The sequence below is a fragment of the Nocardioides sp. S5-5 genome (assembly GCF_054954065.1).
The window spans coordinates 3,019,703-3,040,974 of sequence record NZ_CP199913.1; the positions used below are offsets into that span (position 1 = coordinate 3,019,703).

General features: G+C 72.3%; 23 protein-coding genes. 8 read left to right on the forward strand and 15 right to left on the reverse strand.

The genetic code is table 11. The annotated features are described in order from the left end of the window. Nucleotides 1-113 precede the first annotated feature (113 nt). From ACUP6Y_RS14295 to dxr, 5 genes are read right to left on the reverse strand one after another with little or no spacing between them, the layout of a single operon-like run. A complete protein-coding gene (locus ACUP6Y_RS14295; RefSeq protein WP_462551407.1) occupies nt 114-479 on the reverse strand; it encodes a DoxX family protein in 366 nt (121 codons plus the stop codon). Between the two features lie 51 nt (nt 480-530). Next, the gene (locus ACUP6Y_RS14300; protein ID WP_462551408.1) at nt 531-1,376 is read right to left on the reverse strand and encodes a GNAT family N-acetyltransferase; all 846 of its coding nucleotides are present in this window, start codon (nt 1,374-1,376) and stop codon (nt 531-533) included. A gap of 56 nt (nt 1,377-1,432) precedes the next feature. Then, on the reverse strand, nt 1,433-2,584 hold the full coding sequence (gene ispG / locus ACUP6Y_RS14305) for a flavodoxin-dependent (E)-4-hydroxy-3-methylbut-2-enyl-diphosphate synthase (protein ID WP_462551410.1): 1,152 nt from the start codon (nt 2,582-2,584) through the stop codon (nt 1,433-1,435). A gap of 31 nt (nt 2,585-2,615) precedes the next feature. Continuing rightward, nucleotides 2,616-3,986, reverse strand: coding sequence for a M50 family metallopeptidase (locus ACUP6Y_RS14310; RefSeq protein WP_462551411.1), 1,371 nt, complete (start codon nt 3,984-3,986; stop codon nt 2,616-2,618). Next, nucleotides 3,983-5,086 (reverse strand): 1-deoxy-D-xylulose-5-phosphate reductoisomerase, encoded by a 1,104-nt coding sequence (gene dxr, locus ACUP6Y_RS14315; RefSeq protein WP_462551412.1) that lies wholly within the window; start codon nt 5,084-5,086, stop codon nt 3,983-3,985. The genes ACUP6Y_RS14310 and dxr overlap by 4 nt, the downstream gene beginning before the upstream one ends. An 85-nt stretch (nt 5,087-5,171) precedes the next feature. On the opposite strand from dxr, the gene ACUP6Y_RS14320 reads away from it, so the two are divergent. Further along, nucleotides 5,172-6,242 carry a polysaccharide deacetylase family protein gene (locus ACUP6Y_RS14320; protein WP_462551413.1) on the forward strand — a complete coding sequence of 357 codons (1,071 nt, stop codon included), beginning with the start codon at nt 5,172-5,174 and terminating at the stop codon, nt 6,240-6,242. Here the strand turns inward: ACUP6Y_RS14320 and meaB are convergent. After that, on the reverse strand, nt 6,235-7,227 hold the full coding sequence (meaB, locus tag ACUP6Y_RS14325; RefSeq protein ID WP_462551414.1) for a methylmalonyl Co-A mutase-associated GTPase MeaB: 993 nt from the start codon (nt 7,225-7,227) through the stop codon (nt 6,235-6,237). The genes ACUP6Y_RS14320 and meaB overlap by 8 nt on opposite strands. 10 nt (nt 7,228-7,237) lie before the next feature. Next, entirely contained in the window at nt 7,238-8,437 is a 1,200-nt protein-coding gene (locus tag ACUP6Y_RS14330; RefSeq protein WP_462551415.1) for an acetyl-CoA C-acetyltransferase, read from the reverse strand. A gap of 138 nt (nt 8,438-8,575) precedes the next feature. On the opposite strand from ACUP6Y_RS14330, the gene mce reads away from it, so the two are divergent. Then, the gene (gene mce, locus ACUP6Y_RS14335; RefSeq protein WP_462551416.1) at nt 8,576-9,025 is read left to right on the forward strand and encodes a methylmalonyl-CoA epimerase; all 450 of its coding nucleotides are present in this window, start codon (nt 8,576-8,578) and stop codon (nt 9,023-9,025) included. 36 nt (nt 9,026-9,061) lie between these two features. On the opposite strand, the gene ACUP6Y_RS14340 is transcribed toward mce, so the two are convergent. Genes ACUP6Y_RS14340 through ACUP6Y_RS14350 form a run of 3 tightly spaced genes read right to left on the reverse strand, consistent with a single transcriptional unit; the run spans nt 9,062 to nt 11,315 of the window. Beyond that, a complete protein-coding gene (locus ACUP6Y_RS14340) occupies nt 9,062-9,916 on the reverse strand; it encodes a 5-oxoprolinase subunit C family protein (protein WP_462551417.1) in 855 nt (284 codons plus the stop codon). After that, nucleotides 9,913-10,548, reverse strand: a complete 636-nt coding sequence (locus ACUP6Y_RS14345; RefSeq protein WP_462551418.1) for a 5-oxoprolinase subunit B family protein — start codon at nt 10,546-10,548, stop codon at nt 9,913-9,915. The genes ACUP6Y_RS14340 and ACUP6Y_RS14345 overlap by 4 nt, the downstream gene beginning before the upstream one ends. Continuing rightward, nucleotides 10,545-11,315 (reverse strand): LamB/YcsF family protein, encoded by a 771-nt coding sequence (locus ACUP6Y_RS14350; RefSeq protein WP_462551419.1) that lies wholly within the window; start codon nt 11,313-11,315, stop codon nt 10,545-10,547. The genes ACUP6Y_RS14345 and ACUP6Y_RS14350 overlap by 4 nt, the downstream gene beginning before the upstream one ends. A gap of 193 nt (nt 11,316-11,508) precedes the next feature. Here ACUP6Y_RS14350 and ccrA point away from each other — a divergent pair, with 193 nt between their 5' ends. The 3 genes from ccrA to ACUP6Y_RS14365 all read left to right on the forward strand — a co-directional run bounded on the left by ccrA (nt 11,509) and on the right by ACUP6Y_RS14365 (nt 15,430). Beyond that, the gene (ccrA, locus tag ACUP6Y_RS14355) at nt 11,509-12,846 is read left to right on the forward strand and encodes a crotonyl-CoA carboxylase/reductase (RefSeq protein ID WP_462551420.1); all 1,338 of its coding nucleotides are present in this window, start codon (nt 11,509-11,511) and stop codon (nt 12,844-12,846) included. 188 nt (nt 12,847-13,034) lie between these two features. Further along, nucleotides 13,035-14,282: a hypothetical protein gene (locus tag ACUP6Y_RS14360; RefSeq protein WP_462551421.1), complete on the forward strand. Its 1,248-nt coding sequence runs from the start codon at nt 13,035-13,037 to the stop codon at nt 14,280-14,282. A 35-nt stretch (nt 14,283-14,317) separates the two neighbouring features. Further along, on the forward strand, nt 14,318-15,430 hold the full coding sequence (locus tag ACUP6Y_RS14365; protein ID WP_462551422.1) for an AI-2E family transporter: 1,113 nt from the start codon (nt 14,318-14,320) through the stop codon (nt 15,428-15,430). Nucleotides 15,431-15,448: 18 nt separating this feature from the next. Here the strand turns inward: ACUP6Y_RS14365 and ACUP6Y_RS14370 are convergent, their stop codons facing one another. After that, entirely contained in the window at nt 15,449-16,399 is a 951-nt protein-coding gene (locus ACUP6Y_RS14370; protein WP_462551423.1) for an EamA family transporter, read from the reverse strand. Nucleotides 16,400-16,438: 39 nt separating this feature from the next. Here ACUP6Y_RS14370 and ACUP6Y_RS14375 point away from each other — a divergent pair, with 39 nt between their 5' ends. Then, nucleotides 16,439-16,975 carry a CGNR zinc finger domain-containing protein gene (locus ACUP6Y_RS14375; RefSeq protein WP_462551424.1) on the forward strand — a complete coding sequence of 179 codons (537 nt, stop codon included), beginning with the start codon at nt 16,439-16,441 and terminating at the stop codon, nt 16,973-16,975. Between the two features lie 8 nt (nt 16,976-16,983). Here the strand turns inward: ACUP6Y_RS14375 and ACUP6Y_RS14380 are convergent, their stop codons facing one another. The 3 genes from ACUP6Y_RS14380 to ACUP6Y_RS14390 all read right to left on the reverse strand — a co-directional run bounded on the left by ACUP6Y_RS14380 (nt 16,984) and on the right by ACUP6Y_RS14390 (nt 19,346). Beyond that, entirely contained in the window at nt 16,984-17,769 is a 786-nt protein-coding gene (locus tag ACUP6Y_RS14380) for an alpha/beta fold hydrolase (RefSeq protein WP_462551425.1), read from the reverse strand. Nucleotides 17,770-17,781: 12 nt separating this feature from the next. Then, nucleotides 17,782-18,951: a 3-hydroxyacyl-CoA dehydrogenase family protein gene (locus ACUP6Y_RS14385; RefSeq protein WP_462551427.1), complete on the reverse strand. Its 1,170-nt coding sequence runs from the start codon at nt 18,949-18,951 to the stop codon at nt 17,782-17,784. 83 nt (nt 18,952-19,034) lie between these two features. Further along, nucleotides 19,035-19,346, reverse strand: a complete 312-nt coding sequence (locus ACUP6Y_RS14390; protein ID WP_462551428.1) for a DUF167 domain-containing protein — start codon at nt 19,344-19,346, stop codon at nt 19,035-19,037. Nucleotides 19,347-19,370: 24 nt separating this feature from the next. Here ACUP6Y_RS14390 and nucS point away from each other — a divergent pair, with 24 nt between their 5' ends. Together nucS and ACUP6Y_RS14400 are read left to right on the forward strand one after the other, a co-directional pair. Next, nucleotides 19,371-20,069, forward strand: a complete 699-nt coding sequence (gene nucS / locus ACUP6Y_RS14395; protein WP_462551429.1) for an endonuclease NucS — start codon at nt 19,371-19,373, stop codon at nt 20,067-20,069. 11 nt (nt 20,070-20,080) lie between these two features. Next, nucleotides 20,081-20,680 carry a DUF952 domain-containing protein gene (locus ACUP6Y_RS14400; protein ID WP_462551430.1) on the forward strand — a complete coding sequence of 200 codons (600 nt, stop codon included), beginning with the start codon at nt 20,081-20,083 and terminating at the stop codon, nt 20,678-20,680. Nucleotides 20,681-20,707: 27 nt separating this feature from the next. Here ACUP6Y_RS14400 and ACUP6Y_RS14405 read toward each other — a convergent pair whose 3' ends face one another. Continuing rightward, complete coding sequence (locus ACUP6Y_RS14405; protein WP_462551431.1) at nt 20,708-21,232, reverse strand: ferritin; 525 nt, start codon at nt 21,230-21,232, stop codon at nt 20,708-20,710. Nucleotides 21,233-21,272: the final 40 nt, after the last annotated feature.

Genomic DNA, 21,272 nt, shown 5'->3' on the forward strand with positions numbered 1-21,272 from the left:
CGCAGGAGCTTCGGGGTCCCCGCGGAAAGCGGAGCGAAGCGAGCATTTCCGTGGGGTGAACTCACGGGCCGAAGCCTACGGCGGAGCCCGGGGGCGCCGCGAACCAGTCACCCTCAGGCCGTGCGGGCGGCCTCGAGCATGCCCCGGATCATCGGGACCTGGAGCGGGAGGCGGGCGAGCGTGGCGGCCTTCAGGGCGGTGTTGTCGCCGCGCTGTGCGTCGAGCGCCATCTTCACGTTGCCGGGGAAGACCCCGGCGAGCAGCGCCGCGCTCGTGTACGCCGCCACCCGGCGGGTGCGCGGGTGCAGCATGCCGGCGGCGCAGGCCAGCTCGGCCACCCCGCTCCACAGCACGAGCTGACGCGGCGCCGGGAGCTGCTCGGGGATCAACGGCTCGAACACCTCGGGCTTGACGAGATGCACGAGACCGCTGACGACGAACGCACCGGTGACCGCCTTGGCGGTGAGGGGAACGGGCATGTCTCCACTCTCTCAGCCCGGGGCGGGCGCGTTGCGCATGCCCGGGCCAGGTCAGAACATGACGGTCGCGAAGCGGGCGGTCTCGGTGAACCCGACCCGCTCGTAGGCCTTGCGGGCCGGATGGTTCCAGTCGTTGACGTAGAGCGAGACGGTCGGCGCGATCCGGGCCCGCACGTGCCGGACCACGGCGGCCATGCCGGTGGTGGCGAGCCCCTCGCCGCGCCGGTGCGGAGCCACCCACACGCCCTGGATCTGCGCCGCGTCGGGGGTCGCGCAGGCCACCTCGGCCTTGAACACCAGCTCGTCACCGTCGTACCTGACGAACGACCAGGCCCGGCTGACCAGCTGCGCCACCCGGGCGCGGTAGAGGTCGCCTCCCCCGCCGAGCTCGGGCGAGACGCCGACCTCCTCGGTGTACATCGCCACGCATGCCGGGTAGAGCGTCGCGACGTCCTCGGGCGTGCCGTGCCGTACGCCGTGGTCGGGCACCACCCGCGGGTCGGTGTCGATGACGAGGTGTCGCTGGTCCCAGCGCACGTCGCGCGGCTGCCCCCACTCGGGGCCGACGTGGTCCCAGAACGCGCGGACGGCGTCTTGCGGGCCCACGATCGTCGAGGCGGTACGACGGCGGGCCAGCGCCCGGCCGGCGAACACCTCGGCGTCCTCCGCAGTGGCCTGCACCGGCACCAGGTTCGCGGCGACGTGGCACGCGGCGACCAGGTGGCCGCCGTCGAAGCGGCCCCACATCTCGCCGCCGAGCCAGCGCGGCTCGAGGTTGGTGGTATGAGCGCGGTGGATCGCGAACACATTGACGACCGGGTCGCGGCCGGCGAGGGCCACGAAGGCGGGGAGGTCGGCCTGCGCGAGGACACGCACGCCGTGCCGGGTGGTCAACACGGCCCCGAGCCTAGTGCTCATCCGGGACGCACGGCACGTAGCCGCGGTGCGGATCGTCAGCCGACGGAGACGGAGGGCTCGGCGCCCTCGACCGGCTCCATCGACTCGGCGATCTTCATCGCCTCCTCGATCAGCGTCTCGACGATCTCGGACTCGGGGACGGTCTTGATGACCTCGCCCTTGACGAAGATCTGGCCCTTGCCGTTGCCGGACGCGACGCCGAGGTCGGCCTCGCGCGCCTCGCCCGGGCCGTTGACGACGCAGCCCATGACGGCGACGCGCAGCGGGACCTCGAGGCCGTCGAGGCCGGCGGTCACCCGCTCGGCGAGCGTGTAGACGTCGACCTGGGCACGGCCGCAGGACGGACAGGAGACGATCTCCAGCTTGCGCGGGCGCAGGTTGAGCGACTGCAGGATCTGCAGGCCGACCTTGACCTCCTCGACCGGCGGCGCGGAGAGCGAGACCCGGATGGTGTCGCCGATGCCCCGGCTGAGCAGGGCGCCGAACGCGGTGGCCGACTTGATGGTGCCCTGGAACGCCGGCCCGGCCTCGGTGACACCGAGGTGCAGCGGCCAGTCGCCCTGCTCGGCGAGCAGCTCGTAGGCGCGGACCATGACGACCGGGTCGTTGTGCTTGACCGAGATCTTGAAGTCGCGGAAGCCGTGCTCCTCGAAGAGGCCGGCCTCCCACACGGCGGACTCGACGAGCGCCTCGGGCGTGGCCTTGCCGTACTTCTCCAGCAGCCGCTTGTCGAGCGAGCCGGCGTTGACGCCGATCCGGATCGACGTGCCGTGGTCCTGGGCCGCCTTCGCGATCTCCTTGACCTGGTCGTCGAACTTCTTGATGTTGCCGGGGTTGACCCGGACAGCGGCGCAGCCGGCCTCGATCGCGGCGAAGACGTACTTCGGCTGGAAGTGGATGTCGGCGATCACCGGGATCTGGCTGTGCTGCGCGATCTCCGGCAGGGCCTCGGCGTCGTCCTGGCTGGGACACGCGACGCGGACGATGTCGCAGCCCGCGGCGGTGAGCTCGGCGATCTGCTGGAGCGTGCTGTTGACGTCGGAGGTCAGCGTCGTGGTCATCGACTGCACCGAGATCGGGTGGTCGCTGCCGACCCCGACCTTGCCGACCCGGATCTGGCGGGTCCGGCGGCGGGGAGCGAGCACCGGCGGGGGCGCCTCGGGCATGCCCAGGCTGATGGACGTCATGGCGTCAAGACTACTTTCCGGAGCGGGCGGATCAGGATTCGAGGTGAACCGGCACGACGATGTCGCCGACGATGAGCACGATGCCCATCACGAGGATGGCCAGGCCCACGACGTAGGCGATCGGCAGCAGCTTGGCCACGTCGACGTACCCGGGGTCGGGACGGCGCCGCAGCCGGGCCCAGCCGCGGCGGACGGCCTCCCAGAGGGCACCGGCGATGTGGCCGCCGTCGAGTGGCAGCAGCGGCACGAAGTTGAACATCCCGATGAAGAAGTTGAAGCCGGCGACGAGCATCAGCAGCGACACGATCTTGGCCTGGACGGGGATCTCGTCGTGGGAGGCCGTCTCGCCGGCCAGCCGGCCGCCGCCCACGATGCTGACCGGTCCCATCGGGTCGCGCTTCTCGACGCCGACGATCGCCTTCGCGACGCCCCAGACCTTGCCGGGCAGGGTGGCGAGCGACTTCACGACCTCGACGGTCATCGTGCCCATCTGGTCGACGGTGTAGACCGGGCCGCCGGTCGTGGGGTGCGTGCGCGGGACGACCCCGAGGAAGCCCACCGTCCGGTCGACCTCCTCGCCGGCCTTCAGCGGCGGCTTCACGACGGTCTGGGTGTGGAAGGTGAGCTGCCTGCCGTCGCGCTCGACGACGACCTCGGCCTGGCCGGTGCCGTTGGCCTTGACCAGGCTTTGGACCTGCGCCCATGCGCTGACCTCGGTGCCGTTGAAGGACACGATCCGGTCGCCGGCCTCGATCCCGGCGGCGTGGGCCGGCGTCGGGCTCTCGGCGAGCTCCTCGGGGGTGCAGACGCGGCCCGACTCCTCGGCCGGCAGCACACAGGCGTTGACCTCGGCGATGGTGGTCTCGACGGTCTGGTCACCGGGGTTGCCGTAGGTCGCGAACACGCCGGCGAACAGGAAGAAGGCGATCAGGATGTTCACCGTCGGACCGCCGCCCATCACGACGACCTTCTGCCACCAGGGAAAGCGGTAGAAGAGGCGGTCGGCGTCCTCGGGCCCGATCGTCTCCCACTCGGCCGCCCGGGCGTCCGAGATGAGCTGGGTGAACATGCCGGTGTTGGACTTGCGGACCCGGACCACCTGCCCGATGACACGGCCGTCGGCGTCGACCTCGTCACTCGACTCGTCGGCGAGCTCGACCGCACCGGGCGGGAGCATGCCGACGATCTTGACGTAGCCGCCCAGGGGGATCGCCTTGACGCCGTACTCCGTCTCGCCGACCTGCCTGCTCCACACCGTCGGCCCGAAGCCGATGAAGTACTGGGTGACCTTCCCGCCGAACGCCTTGGCCGGAATCATGTGGCCGAGCTCGTGGAGCCCGATCGAGGCGAGGATCGCGACGACGAAGACGAGGACGCCGAGCAGGTAGAGCAGTGCGGTCATGGGCGGGGCGCGGTCCTCGGTTCGATGAGCTGGGTGGCCGCCTCCCGCGCCCACGCGTCGGCCGCGAGGACGTCGTCGAGGGAGAGCTGCTCCTTCGAGGGTACGTCGTGGGCGGCTAGCACGCCCGCGATCACCTCGACGATTCCGGTGAACCCGAGGCGCCCGGCCCGGAAGGCGTCGACGGCGACCTCGTTGGCCGCGTTGTAGACGGCCGGCGCGGTCCCGCCCCGCGCCCCGGCCGCGCGTGCCAGCGCGACCGAGGGGAAGGCCTCGTCGTCGAGCGGGAGGAACTCCCAGGTCTCGGCCCTCGTCCAGTCGACCGCGGGCGCCGCGTCCGGCACCCGGTCCGGCCAGGCCAGGCCGAGCGCGATCGGGATCAGCATGGTCGGCGGGCTGGCCTGCACCAGCGTGGAGCCGTCGACGAACTCGACCATGGAGTGGACCACGCTCGTGGGATGCACCACGACCTCGATCCGGTCGAAGGGGATGCCGAAGAGCAGGTGCGCCTCGATCACCTCGAGGCCCTTGTTGACCAGGGTCGCGGAGTTGATGGTGATCACCGGCCCCATGTCCCAGGTCGGGTGGTTGCCCGCCTGCTCGGGGGTGACATCGGCGAGCTCCGCGCGGGTGCGGCCGCGGAAGGGCCCCCCGCTCGCGGTCAGCACCAGTCGTCGTACCTCGTCGGGGGCGCCGCCGCGCAGGCACTGCGCGAGCGCGCTGTGCTCGGAGTCGACCGGCACGATCTGACCGGGTCTCGCCTTGTCCAGCACGAGCGGGCCGCCCATCACCAGCGACTCCTTGTTGGCCAGCGCGAGCGTCGTACCGGTCTCGAGCGCGGCCAGCGTCGGGAGCAGGCCGACGGCCCCGGTGATGGCGTTGAGCACGACATCGCACTCCTGCCGCGCGGCCTCGACGCTCGCCTGCTCGCCGAGCCCGTGGAACCGGGGCGCGAACTCCGCCACCTGCCGGTCGAACAGGTCCCGGTTGCCGCCGCCGGCGGTCAGCCCGACCACCCGGAACCGGTCGGGATTGGCGCGGACCAGGTCGAGCGCCTGGGTCCCGACGGAGCCGGTCGAGCCGAGGATGACGACGTCCTTCACGCCGCCATCCTCGCAGGAGCGACGCCACAGCCCGGAATCCGCCGAAATGCCGGAACCTGGTGCCCCGACCGTTCATGCTGTGCCCGTGCTCCGTCCCGTCCCCGCTCTCCTCGTCGTCCTGCTGACTCTCGCGGGCGTGACGGTCGCCTCCCCCGCCGAGGCGATGCCGCCCGAGCGCGCGAAGGGCTGCACGGGTCACGTGGCGCTGACCTTCGACGACGGACCGGCCCGCGGTACGACGCACCGGCTGCTGCAGGTGCTGCGCCGCAACCAGGTGCCGGCGACCTTCTTCATGGTGGGCCAGCGCGTCGCCGCCAACCCGGGCGCGGCACTCGAGGTCGAGCGAGCCGGGTTCCTCACGGCCAACCACAGCTGGGCGCACCGCGACATGAGCCGGCAGTCCTACCGCGACGTGCGCCGTTCGCTGCGGGCGACCCGGCGCGCGATGAAGGACGCCGGGCTGCACCCCACCGACCTGATGCGCCCGCCGTACGGCGCCCTCGCGAAGCCGGCGCGCCGGGCGATCCGCGACGCCGGCTACGTCCCGGTGCTGTGGACCGACGACTCGCTGGACTGGAAGTCGGGCGACTCGCAGCAGATCGCGCGGCGGATCCTGGCCGGCCTGCGCCCGGGCAGGAATATCGTGCTCCAGCACGACGGGGTGAACCGCTCGCCGATCTCGGTCGCCGCCGTGGAGCGCGTGATCCGGGTCGCCGAGCGCCGCGGCTACTGCTTCACCGCGCTCGACGAGAAGGGCCGCCCCGGGTTCCCGACCCCGGTCCTCACCGCGGTCGCCAAGGACGCCGTCGAGGGCACCGACGCGGTCCTCACCCTCCGTCTCTCCCAGCCGGCGGGACGCGCCACCGCGGTGGTCCTCGAGGCCGCATCGGGCGTGGCGGCCGTCGGCATCGACCTGCCCCCGTTCCGCGCCCGCGTCGAGATTCCCGCCGGCAGGATGCGCGTCAAGGTGCGGATCCCGGTCGGCACCGACGCCGTGCTCGAGCCGGCGGAGACGTTCGCGGTCGTGCTGCGCGACCCCGAGGGGCTGACGGTCGCTCAGGAGTCGACGCCGGTCACCATCGTCGACGCCGCCGCCGCGCCGCGCGCCGACCTCCCGGGCCCGCCGTTCCTGCCGATGGGGCCGAAGTTCAGCTGAGGGCCGCGTCGACGCTCAGCTGGGCCGCGGCGGTGTGGGAGTCGATCTCGCCCGCGACGACGGCGGCGGCCAGCTCGTCGAGCCGGGCGCCCTCGCCGACACTCCCCCAGCGCTTGCGCAGGGCGGTGAGCGCGAGGGCCTCGATCTCGTCGCGGGCCCGGCGGACCCGGCGGCTGCGGAGCTCGCCGCTCTGGTGCAGCCAGGCGGCGTGCTCGTCGATCGCGTCGACGACGTCGCTCACGCCCTCGCCGGTGGACGCGGTGGTCTTGAGGACCGGCGGGCGCCAGACGCCCTCGCGGCGCTCGGCGAGGCCGAGCATGGAGCGCAGGTCGCGGCGTACCTTGTCGGCGCCGTCGCGGTCGGACTTGTTGACGACGTAGAGGTCACCGATCTCGAGGATGCCGGCCTTCGCGGCCTGGATCCCGTCACCCATCCCGGGGGCGAGCAGCACGATGGTGGTGTCGGCGTGGCCGGCGACCTCGACCTCGCTCTGGCCGACGCCGACCGTCTCGACGAGCACGACGTCGAAGCCGGCGCCGTCGAGCACCCGCAGCGCCTGCGGCGTCGTCCAGGCCAGACCGCCGAGGTGACCACGCGCGGCCATCGAGCGGATGAAGACCCCAGGGTCGAGGACGTGGTCGCCCATCCGGATCCGGTCGCCGAGCAGGGCGCCGCCGGAGAACGGCGAGGACGGGTCGACGGCGAGGACGGCGACCCGCCGGCCGCGCCGGCGCAGCTCACCGATCAGCGCGTTGGTCGACGTCGACTTGCCGACGCCCGGCGAGCCGGTGAGCCCGACGACGTGGGTGTGCCCGGCGTACGTCGCCAGCGCCCGCATCAGCTCGGGCAGCAGCGGCGACTCGTCCTCGACGAGCGACACCAGCCGGCCCACGGAGCGCGGGTCGCCCTCGCGCGCCGCGGCCACCAGGTCGGGAACGGCCGCCGCGGTGATCCCGCGGCGGCCGCCCTGGGTTGCTTCAGACAAGACGGTCCGATCAGGCGGACGGAACCCGGAGGACCAGCGCGTCGCCCTGGCCACCGCCACCGCACAGGGCGGCCGCGCCCAGGCCACCGCCACGGCGCTTGAGCTCGAGCGCGAGGTGCAGCGTGATCCGCGCACCCGAGGCACCCAGCGGGTGGCCGATGGCGATGGCACCACCGTTGACGTTGACCTTGTCCTCGTCGATGCCGAGGGCGCGGGCGGACTCGATGCCGACCGCGGCGAAGGCCTCGTTGAACTCGACCAGGTCGAGGTCGGCGGCGCTGAGACCGGCCTTGTCGAGCGCCTTCTTGGTGGCGTTGGCCGGCTGCAGCTGCAGCGTCGAGTCGGGGCCGGCGACCTGGCCGTGGCTGACGATCTCGGCGAGGATCGGCAGGCCCAGCTCCTCGGCCTTCCGCTTGCTCGTCACGACGACCGCGGCCGCACCGTCGGAGATCTGCGAGGAGGAGGCGGCGGTGATGGTGCCGTCCTTCGCGAACGCCGGGCGCAGGCCCGCGAGACCCTCGGCGCTGGTGTCGCCCCGCACGCCCTCGTCCTGGCTGACGACGACCGGGTCGCCCTTGCGCTGCGGGATGCTCACCGGGACGATCTCGTCGTCGAAGACGCCGTTCTTCTGCGCGGCGGCCGCGAGCTGGTGCGAGCGGGCGGAGAACGCGTCCTGCTCCTCACGGCTCAGCGGCGTGGCGCGGCAGGCGTTGGTCGCCTCGGTCAGGTTGCCCATGCCCTGCTGGGTGGCCTGGTCGAAGAGCGCGTCGTAGGCCAGCGAGTCGACGAGGGTGGTGTCGCCGTACTTGAAGCCGTCACGGCTCTTCGGGAGCAGGTGGGGCGCCTGGGTCATCGACTCGGTGCCGCCGGCGACCACGATGTCGGCCTCGCCCGCACGGATCAGCTGGTCGGCCTGGGCGATCGCGTTGATGCCCGACAGGCACACCTTGTTGATGGTGATCGACGGAACGCTGGCCGGCAGGCCGGCGGCGAGACCGGCGGTGCGGGCGGGGTTCTGGCCGGCACCGGCCTGGAGCACCTGGCCCACGATCAGGTAGTCGACCTGGTCGCCGGAGACGCCGGCCTTCTCCAGCGCGCCCTTGATCGCGACACCGGCGAGGTCAGCGGCCGACAGGGTCTTGAGGGCGCCGAGGTGGCGACCGATCGGCGTACGGGCGCCGGCGACGATGACGCTGGGGTTGTCGGACATGAATCCTCCGTGCAGACGTGTGGTCGGAACATTTCGACTCTACTCGCGGGTATCCGGGGCGGGCGAGGGGTCCATCGTGCGGTCCGTGAGGCACTCGTCACACCCCTCCGGACAGCGCGCGACGGCACAATGACGCACATGAGCATCACTGACGGCGTCCCCGCCCATCTGTTCACCGCCATCGACCACGTCGGCATCGCGGTGCCCGACCTCGACGAGGCGATCGCCTTCTACCGCGACAACTTCGGCATGCACGTCACGCACGAGGAGACCAACGAGGAGCAGGGCGTGCGCGAGGCGATGGTCGCGGTCGGCGACACCGACTCCAAGATCCAGCTGCTCGCCCCGCTCAACGCGGACTCGACGATCACCAAGTTCCTCGACCGCAGCGGCCCGGGCCTGCAGCAGCTCGCCTACCGGGTCACCGACCTCGACCAGGTCTCCGCGATCCTGCGCGAGCGCGGCCTGCGGCTGCTCTACCCCGAGGCCCGGCGCGGTACGGCGGACAGCCGGATCAACTTCGTCCACCCCAAGGACGCCGGCGGGGTCCTCGTCGAGCTGGTCGAGCCCGCGGCCGACGCTCACTGATCCGGGCCGGAGGTCGAGGAGCTCGCGCAGCGAGCGTCACGAGACCCAGCGGAACCTGAGCTCCTCGCCCGGGCGCAGCTGGGCCAGCCGGTCGGTGTCGGCATCGACGACCACACCGACCACCGGATAGCCGCCCGTGACCGGGTGGTCCGGGCCGAACACGACCGGCCCGCCGCCCGGCGGGACCTGGATCGCGCCACGCAGGGCCCCCTCGCTCGGCAGCTCGCCCTTGTCCTGTCGGACCGCCAGGGGGTCTCCCTCGAGCCGCAGCCCCACGCGATCGCTCGCGGCGCCCACGCGCCAGACCCGCTCCACGAGTCGGTCCGCGTCGCTCACCCAGTCGGCGCGGGGACCGGGGACGACCCGGAGAACCGGGCGGTCGTCGTACGCCATCGGGGGGACGGCGTCGACGAGCATCTCCCCTGTCACCTCGCGCCCGATCCGCAGCCGCTGGCCGGCGCGCACCGGCTCCGGGCCGAGGCCGGCCAGGGTGTCGCGGGACCGGGAGCCGAGCAGTGCCGGCACGTCGAGGCCGCCGCGGACCGCGAGAAAGCTGCGCAGCCCGGTGGCCGGGACCCCGAGCCGGAGCCGCTGTCCCGGGCGCAGCGCCAGCACCGCGCCGGTCGGCTCGGCGCGGCCCTCGAGGCTGAGCGGGACCGGGGCGCCGGTCACACACACCCAGGCCACGCCGACCGCCTCGACCTCGAGACCGCCGAGGGCGACCTCGAGGGCCGCGGCGCCCGGGGCGTTGCCGAGCAGCCGGTTCGCCAGGTCGTACGACGCCCGGTCGGCCGCCCCGCTCACCCCGACCCCGATCCCGGCGTACCCCGGCCGGCCGGCGTCCTGCACCAGGCACGGCCCGCCGACCGCGCGGACGAGCAGCGCGCTCACCGCGCCTCCTCGAAGAGGACGGTGGCCCCCGGCGCGAGCAGGGCCGGCGGATCGCGGTCGAGGTCCCACAGCGACAGCTGGGTGCGCCCGATCAGCTGCCACCCACCGGGCGAGGCGCGCGGGTAGACGCCACTGAACTCGCCGGCCAGGCCGACCGACCCGGCCGGCACGCTGGTCCGCGGCTCGTCGTGTCGCGGCACCCGCAGCCGCGGGTCGCCACCCACCAGGTAGGCGAAGCCCGGCGCGAACCCGCCGAACGCCACCCGCCACGGCGTCCCCGTGTGCGCTGCCACCACCTCCCGCTCGCCCAGCCCGGTCAGGGTGGCCACCGCCGCCAGGTCCGGGCCGTCGTACACGACCGGGATGACCGTCTCCCGCCGCGATGGTCCCTGCCCCAAAGCACCGAGACTCGGCTCGTGACGGTGCTCGTGGGCAGGGACCATCGCGCGGAGCCGGTCGACCTGGACCCCCGGACGAGCGACGAGCAGGACCGTGCGGGCGCCGGGTACGACATCGGCGACCAGCTCCGCGGCAGCCGGATGGGCGCGGACCAGCTCGGCGACGGCCACCGCGGCGGACGTGTCGGCGAGCTCGATCAGGAGCCCGCGGTCGCCGTACGGCAGCAGTCTCATGCGGGCGCGAAGGCGCCGACCGGCAGCCCCGCCTCCTCCAGCGCCGAGCGCACCGCCGCCGCCAGCTCCGGCGCGCCGGGCGAGTCGCCGTGGACGCACAGCGAGCGCACGTCGCCCGAGCGGGCCAGCTCGATCGCCTGGGCCGCGACCTCCACCGGGTCGCTGAGCACGGCGCCCGGCTCCGAGCGCGGCACCAGTCCACCGTCGGGCAGGTAGGCCCGGTCGGCGAAGCCCTCGCCGACCGCCTCGAGCCCGGCATCCGCCGCCGCCGAGAGGAAGGCCGAGCCGGCGAGGCCGAGGACCGGCAGCCCGCCGCCGTACGCGCGCACCGCGTCGATCACGGCGGCAGCCTGCTCGGGGTGCCGCGAGACCGCGTGGTAGAGCGCGCCGTGGGGCTTGAGGTAGGCGACCCGGCCGCCGGCCGCGCGCGCCATCGCGTCGAGGGCGCCGATCTGGTAGAGCACGTCGGCGGCGAGCTCGGGCGCCGGTACGTCGACGTACCGGCGCCCGAAGCCGGCGAGGTCGCGATAGCCGACCTGGGCGCCGATGGCGACGCCGAGGGACACCGCGAGCTCGCAGGTGTGCCGCAGCGTGAGCGGGTCCCCCGCGTGGAAGCCGCACGCCACGTTGGCGCTGGTGAGGTGCGGGAGCAGCGCGCCGTCATCGCCGAGCCGCCAGCGTCCGAAGGACTCGCCGACGTCCGCGTTGAGGTCGACCACCCCGGCCGAGCGATCGGCCGTGGACACCGAACCCGGATGCAACGTCATGGCCCTATCGTGGCCCATCGAAGCGCCGCCGAGCCCAGGACGGTGCAGCCGCCGCGGACCCCGTCTCGGGTGAGACGAGTGTCACGAACCCACCACCCGGAGGTTACCGACGGGTATCTTCGCGGCGGCCGTATTGCCACCCAGCCCATCTGGGCCCAGCTGGCTCGCAACGATTCCCAGGGAGACGACGACCGTGCAGCACATCCTCGACGCCATCCAGGCGGAGGCCTCCGCGGAGGACTTCGCCAACCTCGAGCTTCCCGAGTCCTACCGGGCCGTGACGGTCCACAAGGACGAGGTCGACATGTTCGAGGGCATCGACTCTCGCGACAAGGACCCCCGCAAGTCCCTGCACGTCGACCAGGTGCCCCTGCCCGAGCTCGGCCCCGGCGAGGCGTTCGTCGCGGTCATGGCCTCCGCGATCAACTACAACACCGTGTGGACCTCGATCTTCGAGCCCGTGTCCACCTTCGGGTTCCTCGAGCGCTACGGCCGCGAGTCCGACCTCGGCGCCCGCCACAACCTCGACTACCACATCGTCGGCTCCGACCTGTCCGGCGTCGTGCTCGCCGTCGGCGCCGGCGTGACCAAGTGGAAGCCCGGCGACCGCGTCGTCGCGCACTGCCTCTCCGTCGAGCTCGAGGCCCCCGACGGCCACAACGACACGATGATGGACCCCTCCCAGCGGATCTGGGGCTTCGAGACCAACTTCGGCGGCCTCGCCGACGTCGCGATGGTCAAGGCCAACCAGCTCATGCCCAAGCCCGAGCACCTCACCTGGGAAGAGGCCGCCTCCCCGGGCCTGGTCAACTGCACCGCCTACCGCCAGCTCGTCTCGGCCAACGGCGGCAACATGAAGCAGGGCGACAACGTCCTCATCTGGGGCGCCTCCGGTGGCCTGGGCGGCTTCGCGACCCAGTACGCCCTCAACGGCGGCGCGAACCCGGTCTGCGTGGTCTCCAACGAGGAACGCGCCCAGATCGTGCGCAACATGGGCGCCGAGATGGTCATCAACCGCTCCGAGCTCGCCCCCAAGTTCTGGAACGAGGAGGGCACCCAGCAGAACCCCAAGGAGTGGCAGCGCTTCGGCAAGGCCATCCGCGAGCTCACCGGCGGCGAGGACATCGACATCGTCTTCGAGCACCCCGGCCGCGAGACCTTCGGCGCATCCGTGTACGTCACCCGCAAGGGCGGCACCATCACCACCTGCGCCTCCACCAGTGGCTACATGCACGAGTACGACAACCGCTACCTGTGGATGAACCTCAAGAAGATCATCTCCAGCCACTTCGCCAACTACCGCGAGTCGTGGGAGGCCAACCGCCTCATCGCCCAAGCCAAGATCCACCCCACCCTCTCGCGCACCTACACCCTCGAGAACACCGGCCAGGCCGCCCTCGACGTCCACCACAACAAGCACCAGGGCAAGGTCGGCGTGCTGTGCCTGTCCCCCGAGGAGGGCCTCGGCGTCAAGAACACCGAGCTCCGCGCCCAACACCTCGACAAGATCAACCTGTTCCGCGGCATCTGAGCCGTCGGTACGACGACCCGGGCGGGTCCGCGCGCGAGCGCGGGTCCGCCCGGTTCCGTCTCCGGGATGTGAGGGCCGTCCGATCCGGCGAGGCGGGGTGGGAATCGTTGGGGCGATCAGGGATCATGGGCCGAGTTCACGCACGTACCCCCCATGACCGCAGCGAGAGCCAGGGAGGCTCAGTTCCCATGAGCGACGAGGGTCTGTCCATCTTCGACGACGAGCCCACCCCGACCGAGGAGTCCAGGACCGTGACCGCCAAGGCCACCGACGACGAGCCCACCCAGGTCATCCCGGCGGTGAAGACGGCCGAGACCCCCGCGGCACAGCCCGCGCCTCCCGCGACCCCCGCGGCGTCCCGGACCACCCCCTCCCCCCGGCCCGCCGCCCCGCCGGTGAGCGCGCCGGCCGCGCGTCCGGTGGGCTTCAACGCTCCCGGCGCGACCGGCGGCCTGCCGATCGTCCGCAAGGGCGGCTACGACCGCGACGCCGTCGACGCCCAGATCCGCCAGCTCGCCAGCGAGAAGGCCACCCTCGGCGCCAGCCTGTCCGACTCCGAGCAGCGTGTGATCGACCTCGAGCAGGAGGTGGCGCGGCTCCGGTCCGAGCTCGACGAGACCGACAACCCGTCGTACGCGGGGCTCGGCGGCCGTGCCAGCGCCATGCTGCGCCTCGCCGAGGAGGAGGCCGCGGAGATCCGGTCCACCGCCGAGACCGACGCCGCCGAGATCCGCGACCAGGCGACTCGCGACGCCAAGGCGATCCGGGCCGAGGCGGCCCGCGAGGCCGACGACATGCGGGCGGTCCAGCTGCGCGAGCTCGAGGAGAACCGCACCCGCCTGCTGACCGACGCCGAGCAGGAGCGCGCGCTGGCCCAGAGCGAGGCGGCCGACACGCTGGCCGGCGCCCGCCGCGAGTCCGACCAGCTCCGGCTCGCCACGCAGCAGGAGACGACCGAGCAGCGCGCCCAGGCGCAGCGCGAGGTCGAGCAGGCCCGAGCCGCCGTCGATCGCGAGGTCCAGGAGGCGCGGCGCGCGCTGGCCATGGAGAAGGAGCGGCTGGCCCGCGAGGCCACCGACCACCACAACACGGCCGTCGCCGAGACCCGCCGCCTGGTCCAGGAGGCCGAGGAGCGCGCCAACGCGGCCGAGGCCAGGGCCGCCGAGGCCAGCAAGCAGTCGGCCGCCAACCGGACCGCCGCGCAGACCGAGGCCGAGGGCGTGCTCACCCGCGCCCGTCGCGAGGCCGAGCAGGTCATCGCCTCGGCGCGCGCCCAGGCCGAGGCGATCACCGCCAGCGGCGACGCCGAGCTGCAGCGCGAGATCGCGGCCAAGCGCGCCGAGCTCGACCGCCTCACCAAGCGCCGCGCGTCGATCACCGCCCAGCTCTCCTCGCTCGCCGACCTGGTCGCCGGCTTCGGCGAGGACGAGAGTTGAGCGGGTCCGGCACGGGGGTCGGAGGCGCCGACGGTGTGAGCGAGCACGCCGGGGTCGACCCGGCAGCCGCCGCGCCCGCGCCCGCCGCCGCTTCGCCCTACGGCGAGCCCGGCAAGCCGTTCAGCCGCCGTTCGCCGTTCTTCGTCGGCTTCGTGGGCGCGCTGGGCGCGCTGACCGCCTTCTGGCTGTTCCAGGCGGTGCTCGGCATCGGCTCGACGCTGATGCTGATCGTGGTCGCCTTCTTCCTCGCCGCGGGACTGAACCCGGCGGTGGAGTTCCTGGAGCGCCGCGGCCTGCGCCGATCGTTCGCGGTCGTGGTGGTCATCGTGATCGCGCTCGCCGCGCTCGGCCTGTTCCTGGTCGCGATCGTCCCGGTCATCACTGACCAGGTCACCGCGTTGAGCAAGAACGTCCCGGTGTGGCTCGACGAGTTGGAGCGCAACCAGAAGATCCAGGACCTCAACGAGGAGTACGGCGTCCTCGACAAGGTCACTGACTTCGTCACCGACGGCGACTTCATCTCCACGCTGTTCGGCGGCGCGCTCGGTGTCGGCCTCAAGGTGCTCGGCGCACTGTTCAACGCCTTCGTCATCTTCGTGCTGACCCTCTACTTCCTCGCGTCGCTGAAGACGACCACCGGCGCGGTCTACAAGCTCGCCCCCGCCTCGCGCCGGGAGCGCTTCTCCTCCCTGGGCGACAAGGTGATCGCCAATATCGGCGGATACGTCTCCGGAGCCTTCCTGGTCGCGCTCTGCGCGGGCGTGAGCTCGTTGGTGTTCCTCTACTTCACCGACGTGCGCGAGTACGCCGTCGCGCTGGCCTTCGTCGTCGCGCTGCTCGACGTGATCCCGATGATCGGCGCGACCATCGGGGCTGTGCTGGTGTCGGCGATCGCGTTCGCGACCGATCTCAAGACCGGCATCGCCTGCGTCATCTTCTTCGTCATCTACCAGCAGTTCGAGAACTACGTCGTCTACCCGCGGGTGATGAGCAAGTCGGTCGACCTTCCGGGCGCAGTCATCGTGATCGCGGCCCTGATCGGCGCCGGGCTGCTCGGCGTCGTCGGCGCGTTGCTGGCGATCCCCACCGCTGCCGCGGTGCTGTTGGTCTTCAGAGAGGTCGTGGTCCGCCGCCAGGACCTGCGCTGACCTGCGCCGGGAGAAGGCTCAGACGAGGACCGGCTCCTCCGACTCGACCACGACGCTGCGCTCCCCCAGCTTGACCCCGATCACACCGACGAGGATCAGCGCGCCGCCGACGAACTGGATCGGGGCGGGCAGCTGGTCGAGCAGCAGCCAGGCCCACACCACGGCGGCGACGACCTCGCTGAGCGCCACGAAGGACGCCAGCCGCGAGCCGAGGCGCCGGCTGGCGGCGATCCCGGTCGTGTAGGCGAGGGCGGCGGTGACCAGGCCCAGGAGCAGCAGCACCACCCACGGTGCCACGTCGACGCCGGCGTAGCCCACCCTCGCCGCGGCGGACGTCATCGGCATCAGCCCGACCAGCCCGAGGAAACCGAGCAGCACGCCGCCGACGACCAGGCCCCCGGCAGCGAGCGTGATCGGCGGGATCCCGCTGCGCTCGTCGGCCGAGATGACGAAGTACGCCGCCGCGCCCACCATCGCCGCCAGCGCCCAGGCGGCGCCGCGGAGGTCGACGTCCGCGCCGGCGAAGAGATCGAGGACGAGCACCAGACCGAGGGCTGCCACGAGCGCGCCGGCCACGGTGAGCCGGCCAGGACGCTGGCCGTGGGTGAGCCACATCCACACCACGACCGCGGCGGGCGCGGTGTACTCGATGAGCAGCGCCGGCCCGACCTCCATGGTCCGCACGGCCGAGAAGTAGCAGTACTGGGCACCGGCGACCGCGAGGCCGCCGTACAGCACGATGGTGGGGGCCGCGCGGCGCAGCAGGCGCCAGCGGCCGCGCAGGGCGACCAGGCCGAAGGGCAGGACGACGACGGCACCGATCGCGATGCGCAGCAGCACGATGCTGCCGGCGGTCCAGCCGCTGTCGAGCAGCGGCCGCGCGAGGGCGCCGGAGAGCGCGAAGGTGACCGCGGAGGTGAGCGCGAGCAGCACGCCCGCGCGGGATCCGTCACGAGTCAACGTCGTCATGACTCATGACAGTACGGGCGGGTGCGGTAACCTGTCAAAGTGGTTTTCGCCCATGACACCTCGCTGTCCCTGCAGGCGGCGGTCGCCCTGGTCAACGGCAGCCTGGAGCCGGTGACCATCCGCACCCCCGACGACCTCGACGCCTTCTTCGCCGACAACGGCTACACCGGGCGGCACGACGGCGACCAGGCCGAGGTGGACGCCGTCCTCGCGATCGCGCCGCGGCTGCGAGACCTGCTCACCGCCGGGCGCGACGAGGCCGCCGGCATCGTGAACACCATGCTCCGCGAGGCCTCCGCGCTCCCACAACTGCGCCGCCACAACGGCCACGACTGGCACCTGCACGCCGTCGACAACGGGGCCCCGTTCGCCGAGCGGATCCTCGTCGAGACCGCGATGGCCATGATCGACGTGATCCGTGCCGACGAGCTGTCCCGACTGTCGGTGTGCGCCGACGACGCCTGCGAGGGCATCGTCCTCGACCTGTCTCGCAACCGCTCGAAGCGGTTCTGCTCGCTCACGTGCGGCAATCGCAACGCGGTCGCCGCCTACCGCGCCCGGCAGGCCGACGGCTGAGCAGGCCCTCAGTCTCCCAGGAATCGCTGGAGGACCTCGAGGAACAGCTCGGGGCGCTCGGAGTGCAGCCAGTGCCCGGTGTCCTTGAGCGTCACCTTGCGGTTGCGCGGGAACCAGCGGTCCATCGCGGCGTCGTACGCCGGCTGGACGTAGCTCGACCGGCCTCCGGCGAGCCACAGCACCGGTCCGTCGTACGGCGGCGCGTCGGCCAGCTCCGCCTCCGGCCAGCCGCTGATGGCCCCGAGATCGCGACCGAGCACCTCGAGGTTGGCCTGCCAGCTCCAGCCCTGGGGCGCGGCGGGGTCGCGGCGCAGGTTCTGCAGCAGGAAGGAGCGCACCGTCGGGTCCGGCACGGCCGGCTCCAGCAGCCGCTCGGCGTCCTCCCGGCGGACCACCCGGCTCAGGTCCATGCCGCGCATGGCGGCGATGTAGCCGGGGAACTCCCGGCCCTCGGGGTAGGTCACCGGCGAGATGTCGGCGACGCACAGCCGCTCGACCCGCTCGGGGTGCAGCAGCGCGAGCACCATCGCGACCTTGCCGCCCAGCGAGTGGCCGACCAGGGCGACCGGCTCGTCGGCCGGGATGACGTCGCCGACCAGCGCCGCGGTCTCGGCGAAGTCGAAGCGCTCCGGCCAGGCCGAGCGGCCGTGGTGGGGCAGGTCGACGAGCAGGACCCGATGCCGCTCGGCGAGCCGCTTGGCGATGCCGGTCCAGTTCTTGCCCTGGCCGAACAGTCCGTGCAGGAAGACCACACGGCTCCCGGTGGCACCGAGAGCCGTGTGGTGAAGAGTCACGCCGTCATTGTGTCAGGCGTACTCGTGGAAGCCCCTGCCGGTCTTGCGGCCGAGCTCGCCGGCCTCGACCTTGGCGACCAGGGTGGCGGCCGGCTCGAAGCCCGGCTCGCCGAACTCGCCGTGCAGCTCCCTCTGGATGGCCAGCGACACGTCGTTGCCGACCACGTCGAGCAGCTCGAACGGACCCATCGGGAAGGCCGCGGTCTCCTTGATCGCGGCGTCGATGGTGGCCAGGTCCTCGCCGCCCTCGGCGAGCCTGATCGCGTCGTTGAGGTACGGGAACAGCAGCAGGTTGACGATGAAGCCCGCGCGGTCGCCGGCACACACGCCGACCTTGCCGACATTGGCGGTCAGCGCGCGGACGGTCTCGTCGACGTCGGCGGAGGTGGCGGAGGTCGTGATGACCTCGACCAGCCTCATGACCGGGGCCGGGTTGAAGAAGTGCATGCCGATGACGTCCTGCGGGCGGCCGGTGGCCTCGCCGAGCTTGGTGATCGGCAGCGAGGAGGTGGTCGTCGCGAGGATGGCGCCCGGCTTGACGATCCTGTCGAGGTCGCGGAACAGCTCGAGCTTGATCTCGAGGTCCTCGGCGATCGCCTCGATGACGATGTCCACGCCGCCCAGCGCCTCGCGCTCGGTCGAGCCGGTGAGCCGGCCGAGCAGCGCGTCCTTGTCGCCCTCGGTGTCCTTGCCCTTGGCGATGGCACGATCGAGGTTCTTGGTGATGTAGTCGAGGACGCCGTCGAACTTGTCCTGGCCGCGGCCCACGAAGATCACGTCGTAGCCGGCCTGGGCGAAGACCTGGACGATGCCCGAGGCCATGGTGCCGGTGCCGACGACGCCGACCTTGCCGATGTCGTGCTTGAACTGCGGCGCGGCGGCCTCGCCCGCGGCGGCGGCCTCGTCGGCGAAGGTGCGGCCCTCGGCGACCAGCTTGTCGAACAGGCCCGCCGGCTCGTGCAGGTGGTCGCCGGTCTCGGCGTACCGCGCGGCGAGCAGATCGCGGACCTCGGCGGCGCCGATCTCGTCCACGACGCTCAGCGGGCCCTTGGGGTAGCCGCAGCCGAAGCGCATGGCCGCTTCGATGTCACTCACCGACGCATAGCCCGACTCGTAGGTGCGCACCGCGTGGTTGAGGTACGGCAGCACCAGCGTGTTGAAGATCTGCTCGCTCGAAGTCATGGGCCGGATTCTGACACCCGGGGAAGGCCTTGACTACCCGTCGGTAACCCCCGATCGGCGATCGAGACAGACGTCACAGAGACTCAGTCCCGCGGCCCCGGTACGGCGATCCGGACCACCTTCGAGCGCGAGGTCCGACCGCGCGCGAGCGTCACCGCCGCCTTCGGCACGCCGAGCTCCTTGGCGAGCCACCGGAGCAGCTCGGCGTTGGCCCGCCCGTCGACCGGCGGCGAGGCCAGCCGGATCTTGAGCTCGGCCCCGTCGACGCCCGCCGGCCCGGCCGCGCCGGTGCGGGAGGCGCCGGGCTGGACCCGGACGGCCAGCAGCCAGGTCGTCGTACCGCTCCGCTCGTCGGTCTGCTCGCGGCGCCACCACGGCTGGTCGTCGATCTCCACGCACAGACTGTAGATTCGTCGCCCGTGAGACTCGTCGTTGCGCGCTGCCAGGTGGACTATGCCGGCCGACTGACCGCCCACCTCCCGATGGCGACCCGGGTGCTCATGCTCAAGGCCGACGGCTCGGTGCTCGTCCACTCCGACGGCGGGTCCTACAAGCCGCTCAACTGGATGTCGCCGCCCTGCACCGTCCGCGAGGGCGAGGCGGAGGACGGCCGGGTCGAGTGGACCGTCACCGCCCGAGCCGCGAAGGGGCAGGCCCCCGACACGCTGCGGATCCTGATCGAGGAGATCCACCACGACACGCAGCACGAGCTCGGGATCGACCCGGGCCTGCAGAAGGACGGGGTCGAGAAGCACCTCCAAGAGCTGCTCGCCGAGCACCCGGCCACCCTCGCCACCGGCCTGACCCTGGTCCGCCGCGAGTTCCCCACCGCCATCGGCCCGGTCGACCTGATGTGTCGCGACGGCGACGGAGTCTCGGTCGCCGTCGAGATCAAGCGTCGCGGCGAGATCGACGGCGTCGAGCAGCTCACCCGCTATCTCGACCTCCTCAACCGCGACCCGCTGCTCACCGGCAGGGGCGCCGTGCGCGGCATCTTCGCCGCCCAGGAGATCAAGCCCCAGGCGCGGGTCCTCGCCGAGGACCGCGGCATCACCTGCGCCGTCGTCGACTACGACGCCCTGCGCGGTCTCGACAACGCCGAGGACCGGCTCTTCTGAGCCGCGACGCCATGGCCCCGATCTTCCACCTCGCCCTGCTCCGCGACTGGGAGCAGGCGCAGCGCGCCGGCGCCTACACGGTCTCGACCCGGGGCCGCAGCCTCGCCGAGGAGGGGTTCATCCACGCCAGCCGGGCCGACCAGTGGACCGGCGTACGGGATCGGTTCTACGCCGACGTCACCGAGGCGATGGTGCTGCTGCAGATCGACCCGGCACTGCTCGACGTACCCGTGGTCGAGGAGCCTGCGATGCCGGGCGCGACCGAGACCTTCCCCCACGTCTACGGGCCGCTGCCCGTGGCCGCGGTGATCAAGGCGATCCCGCTGGACCGGGCGGCCGCCCCGACGCCTGCTGCCGCTCCCACCCCGGCGGCCGCGACACCGGCCCGGCCCGAGCCTGCGCAGGAGAGCTTCTCGCGGGTCTACTTCCGCGAGGTCTTCTTCAACCTCGCCGTGTGCTGCATCGTGCTGCTGGTCGCCGTGGCGGGTCTGGCCGTGGGCAGCACCCTCGGCGAGGCGGGCCCGGCGATCGGCGGACTGCTGGGCGTCGCTGTGGGCGCGGTGCTGGCGGTGCGCGTCTACCGGCACCGACACCCGCGCACCGGCCGCTGAGCGTGCGTTCAGGCCGGGACCGAGCGCTCAGCCACCGGCGGCCGGGGGCGCGGTCGGGTCGGTGGCGCCGCCGCCCTGCTCGCGGGCGACCCAGTCCTCGATGGCGTTGACGTCGTCCTTGCTGCGGGCGACCACGGCGAGCAGGTCGTTCATGGTCGCGACCTCCTCGACCTGCTCCTTGATGAACCACTGCATGAACTGCTCGGAGGCGAAGTCGTTCTCCTCACGCGCGATCCGCAGCAGCCCGTTGATCTGCTCGGTGACCCGCCTCTCCTGCTCCAGGGCCAGCGCGATCGGCGCGATGACGTCCTCGAACGCCGCCACCGGCGCCTCGACGCCCTGGATCTGCACGGACGCGTCGGTGTCGAGGAGGTACTGCACCATCATCATCGCGTGCTGGCGCTCCTCGAGCGCCTGGGAGTAGAAGAACGCGGCCAGCTGGGGCATCGTCAGCGCGTCGTAGTGGACCGCGCACGCGAGGTACTGGTGGTGGGCGGCGAACTCGTTGCCGATCTGGACGTTGAGCTGGTCGGTGAAGCGCGGTGCGGCCATGGGCGTCAGCCTAGTGTCCTGTCCGGTTGAAGCGCTGACA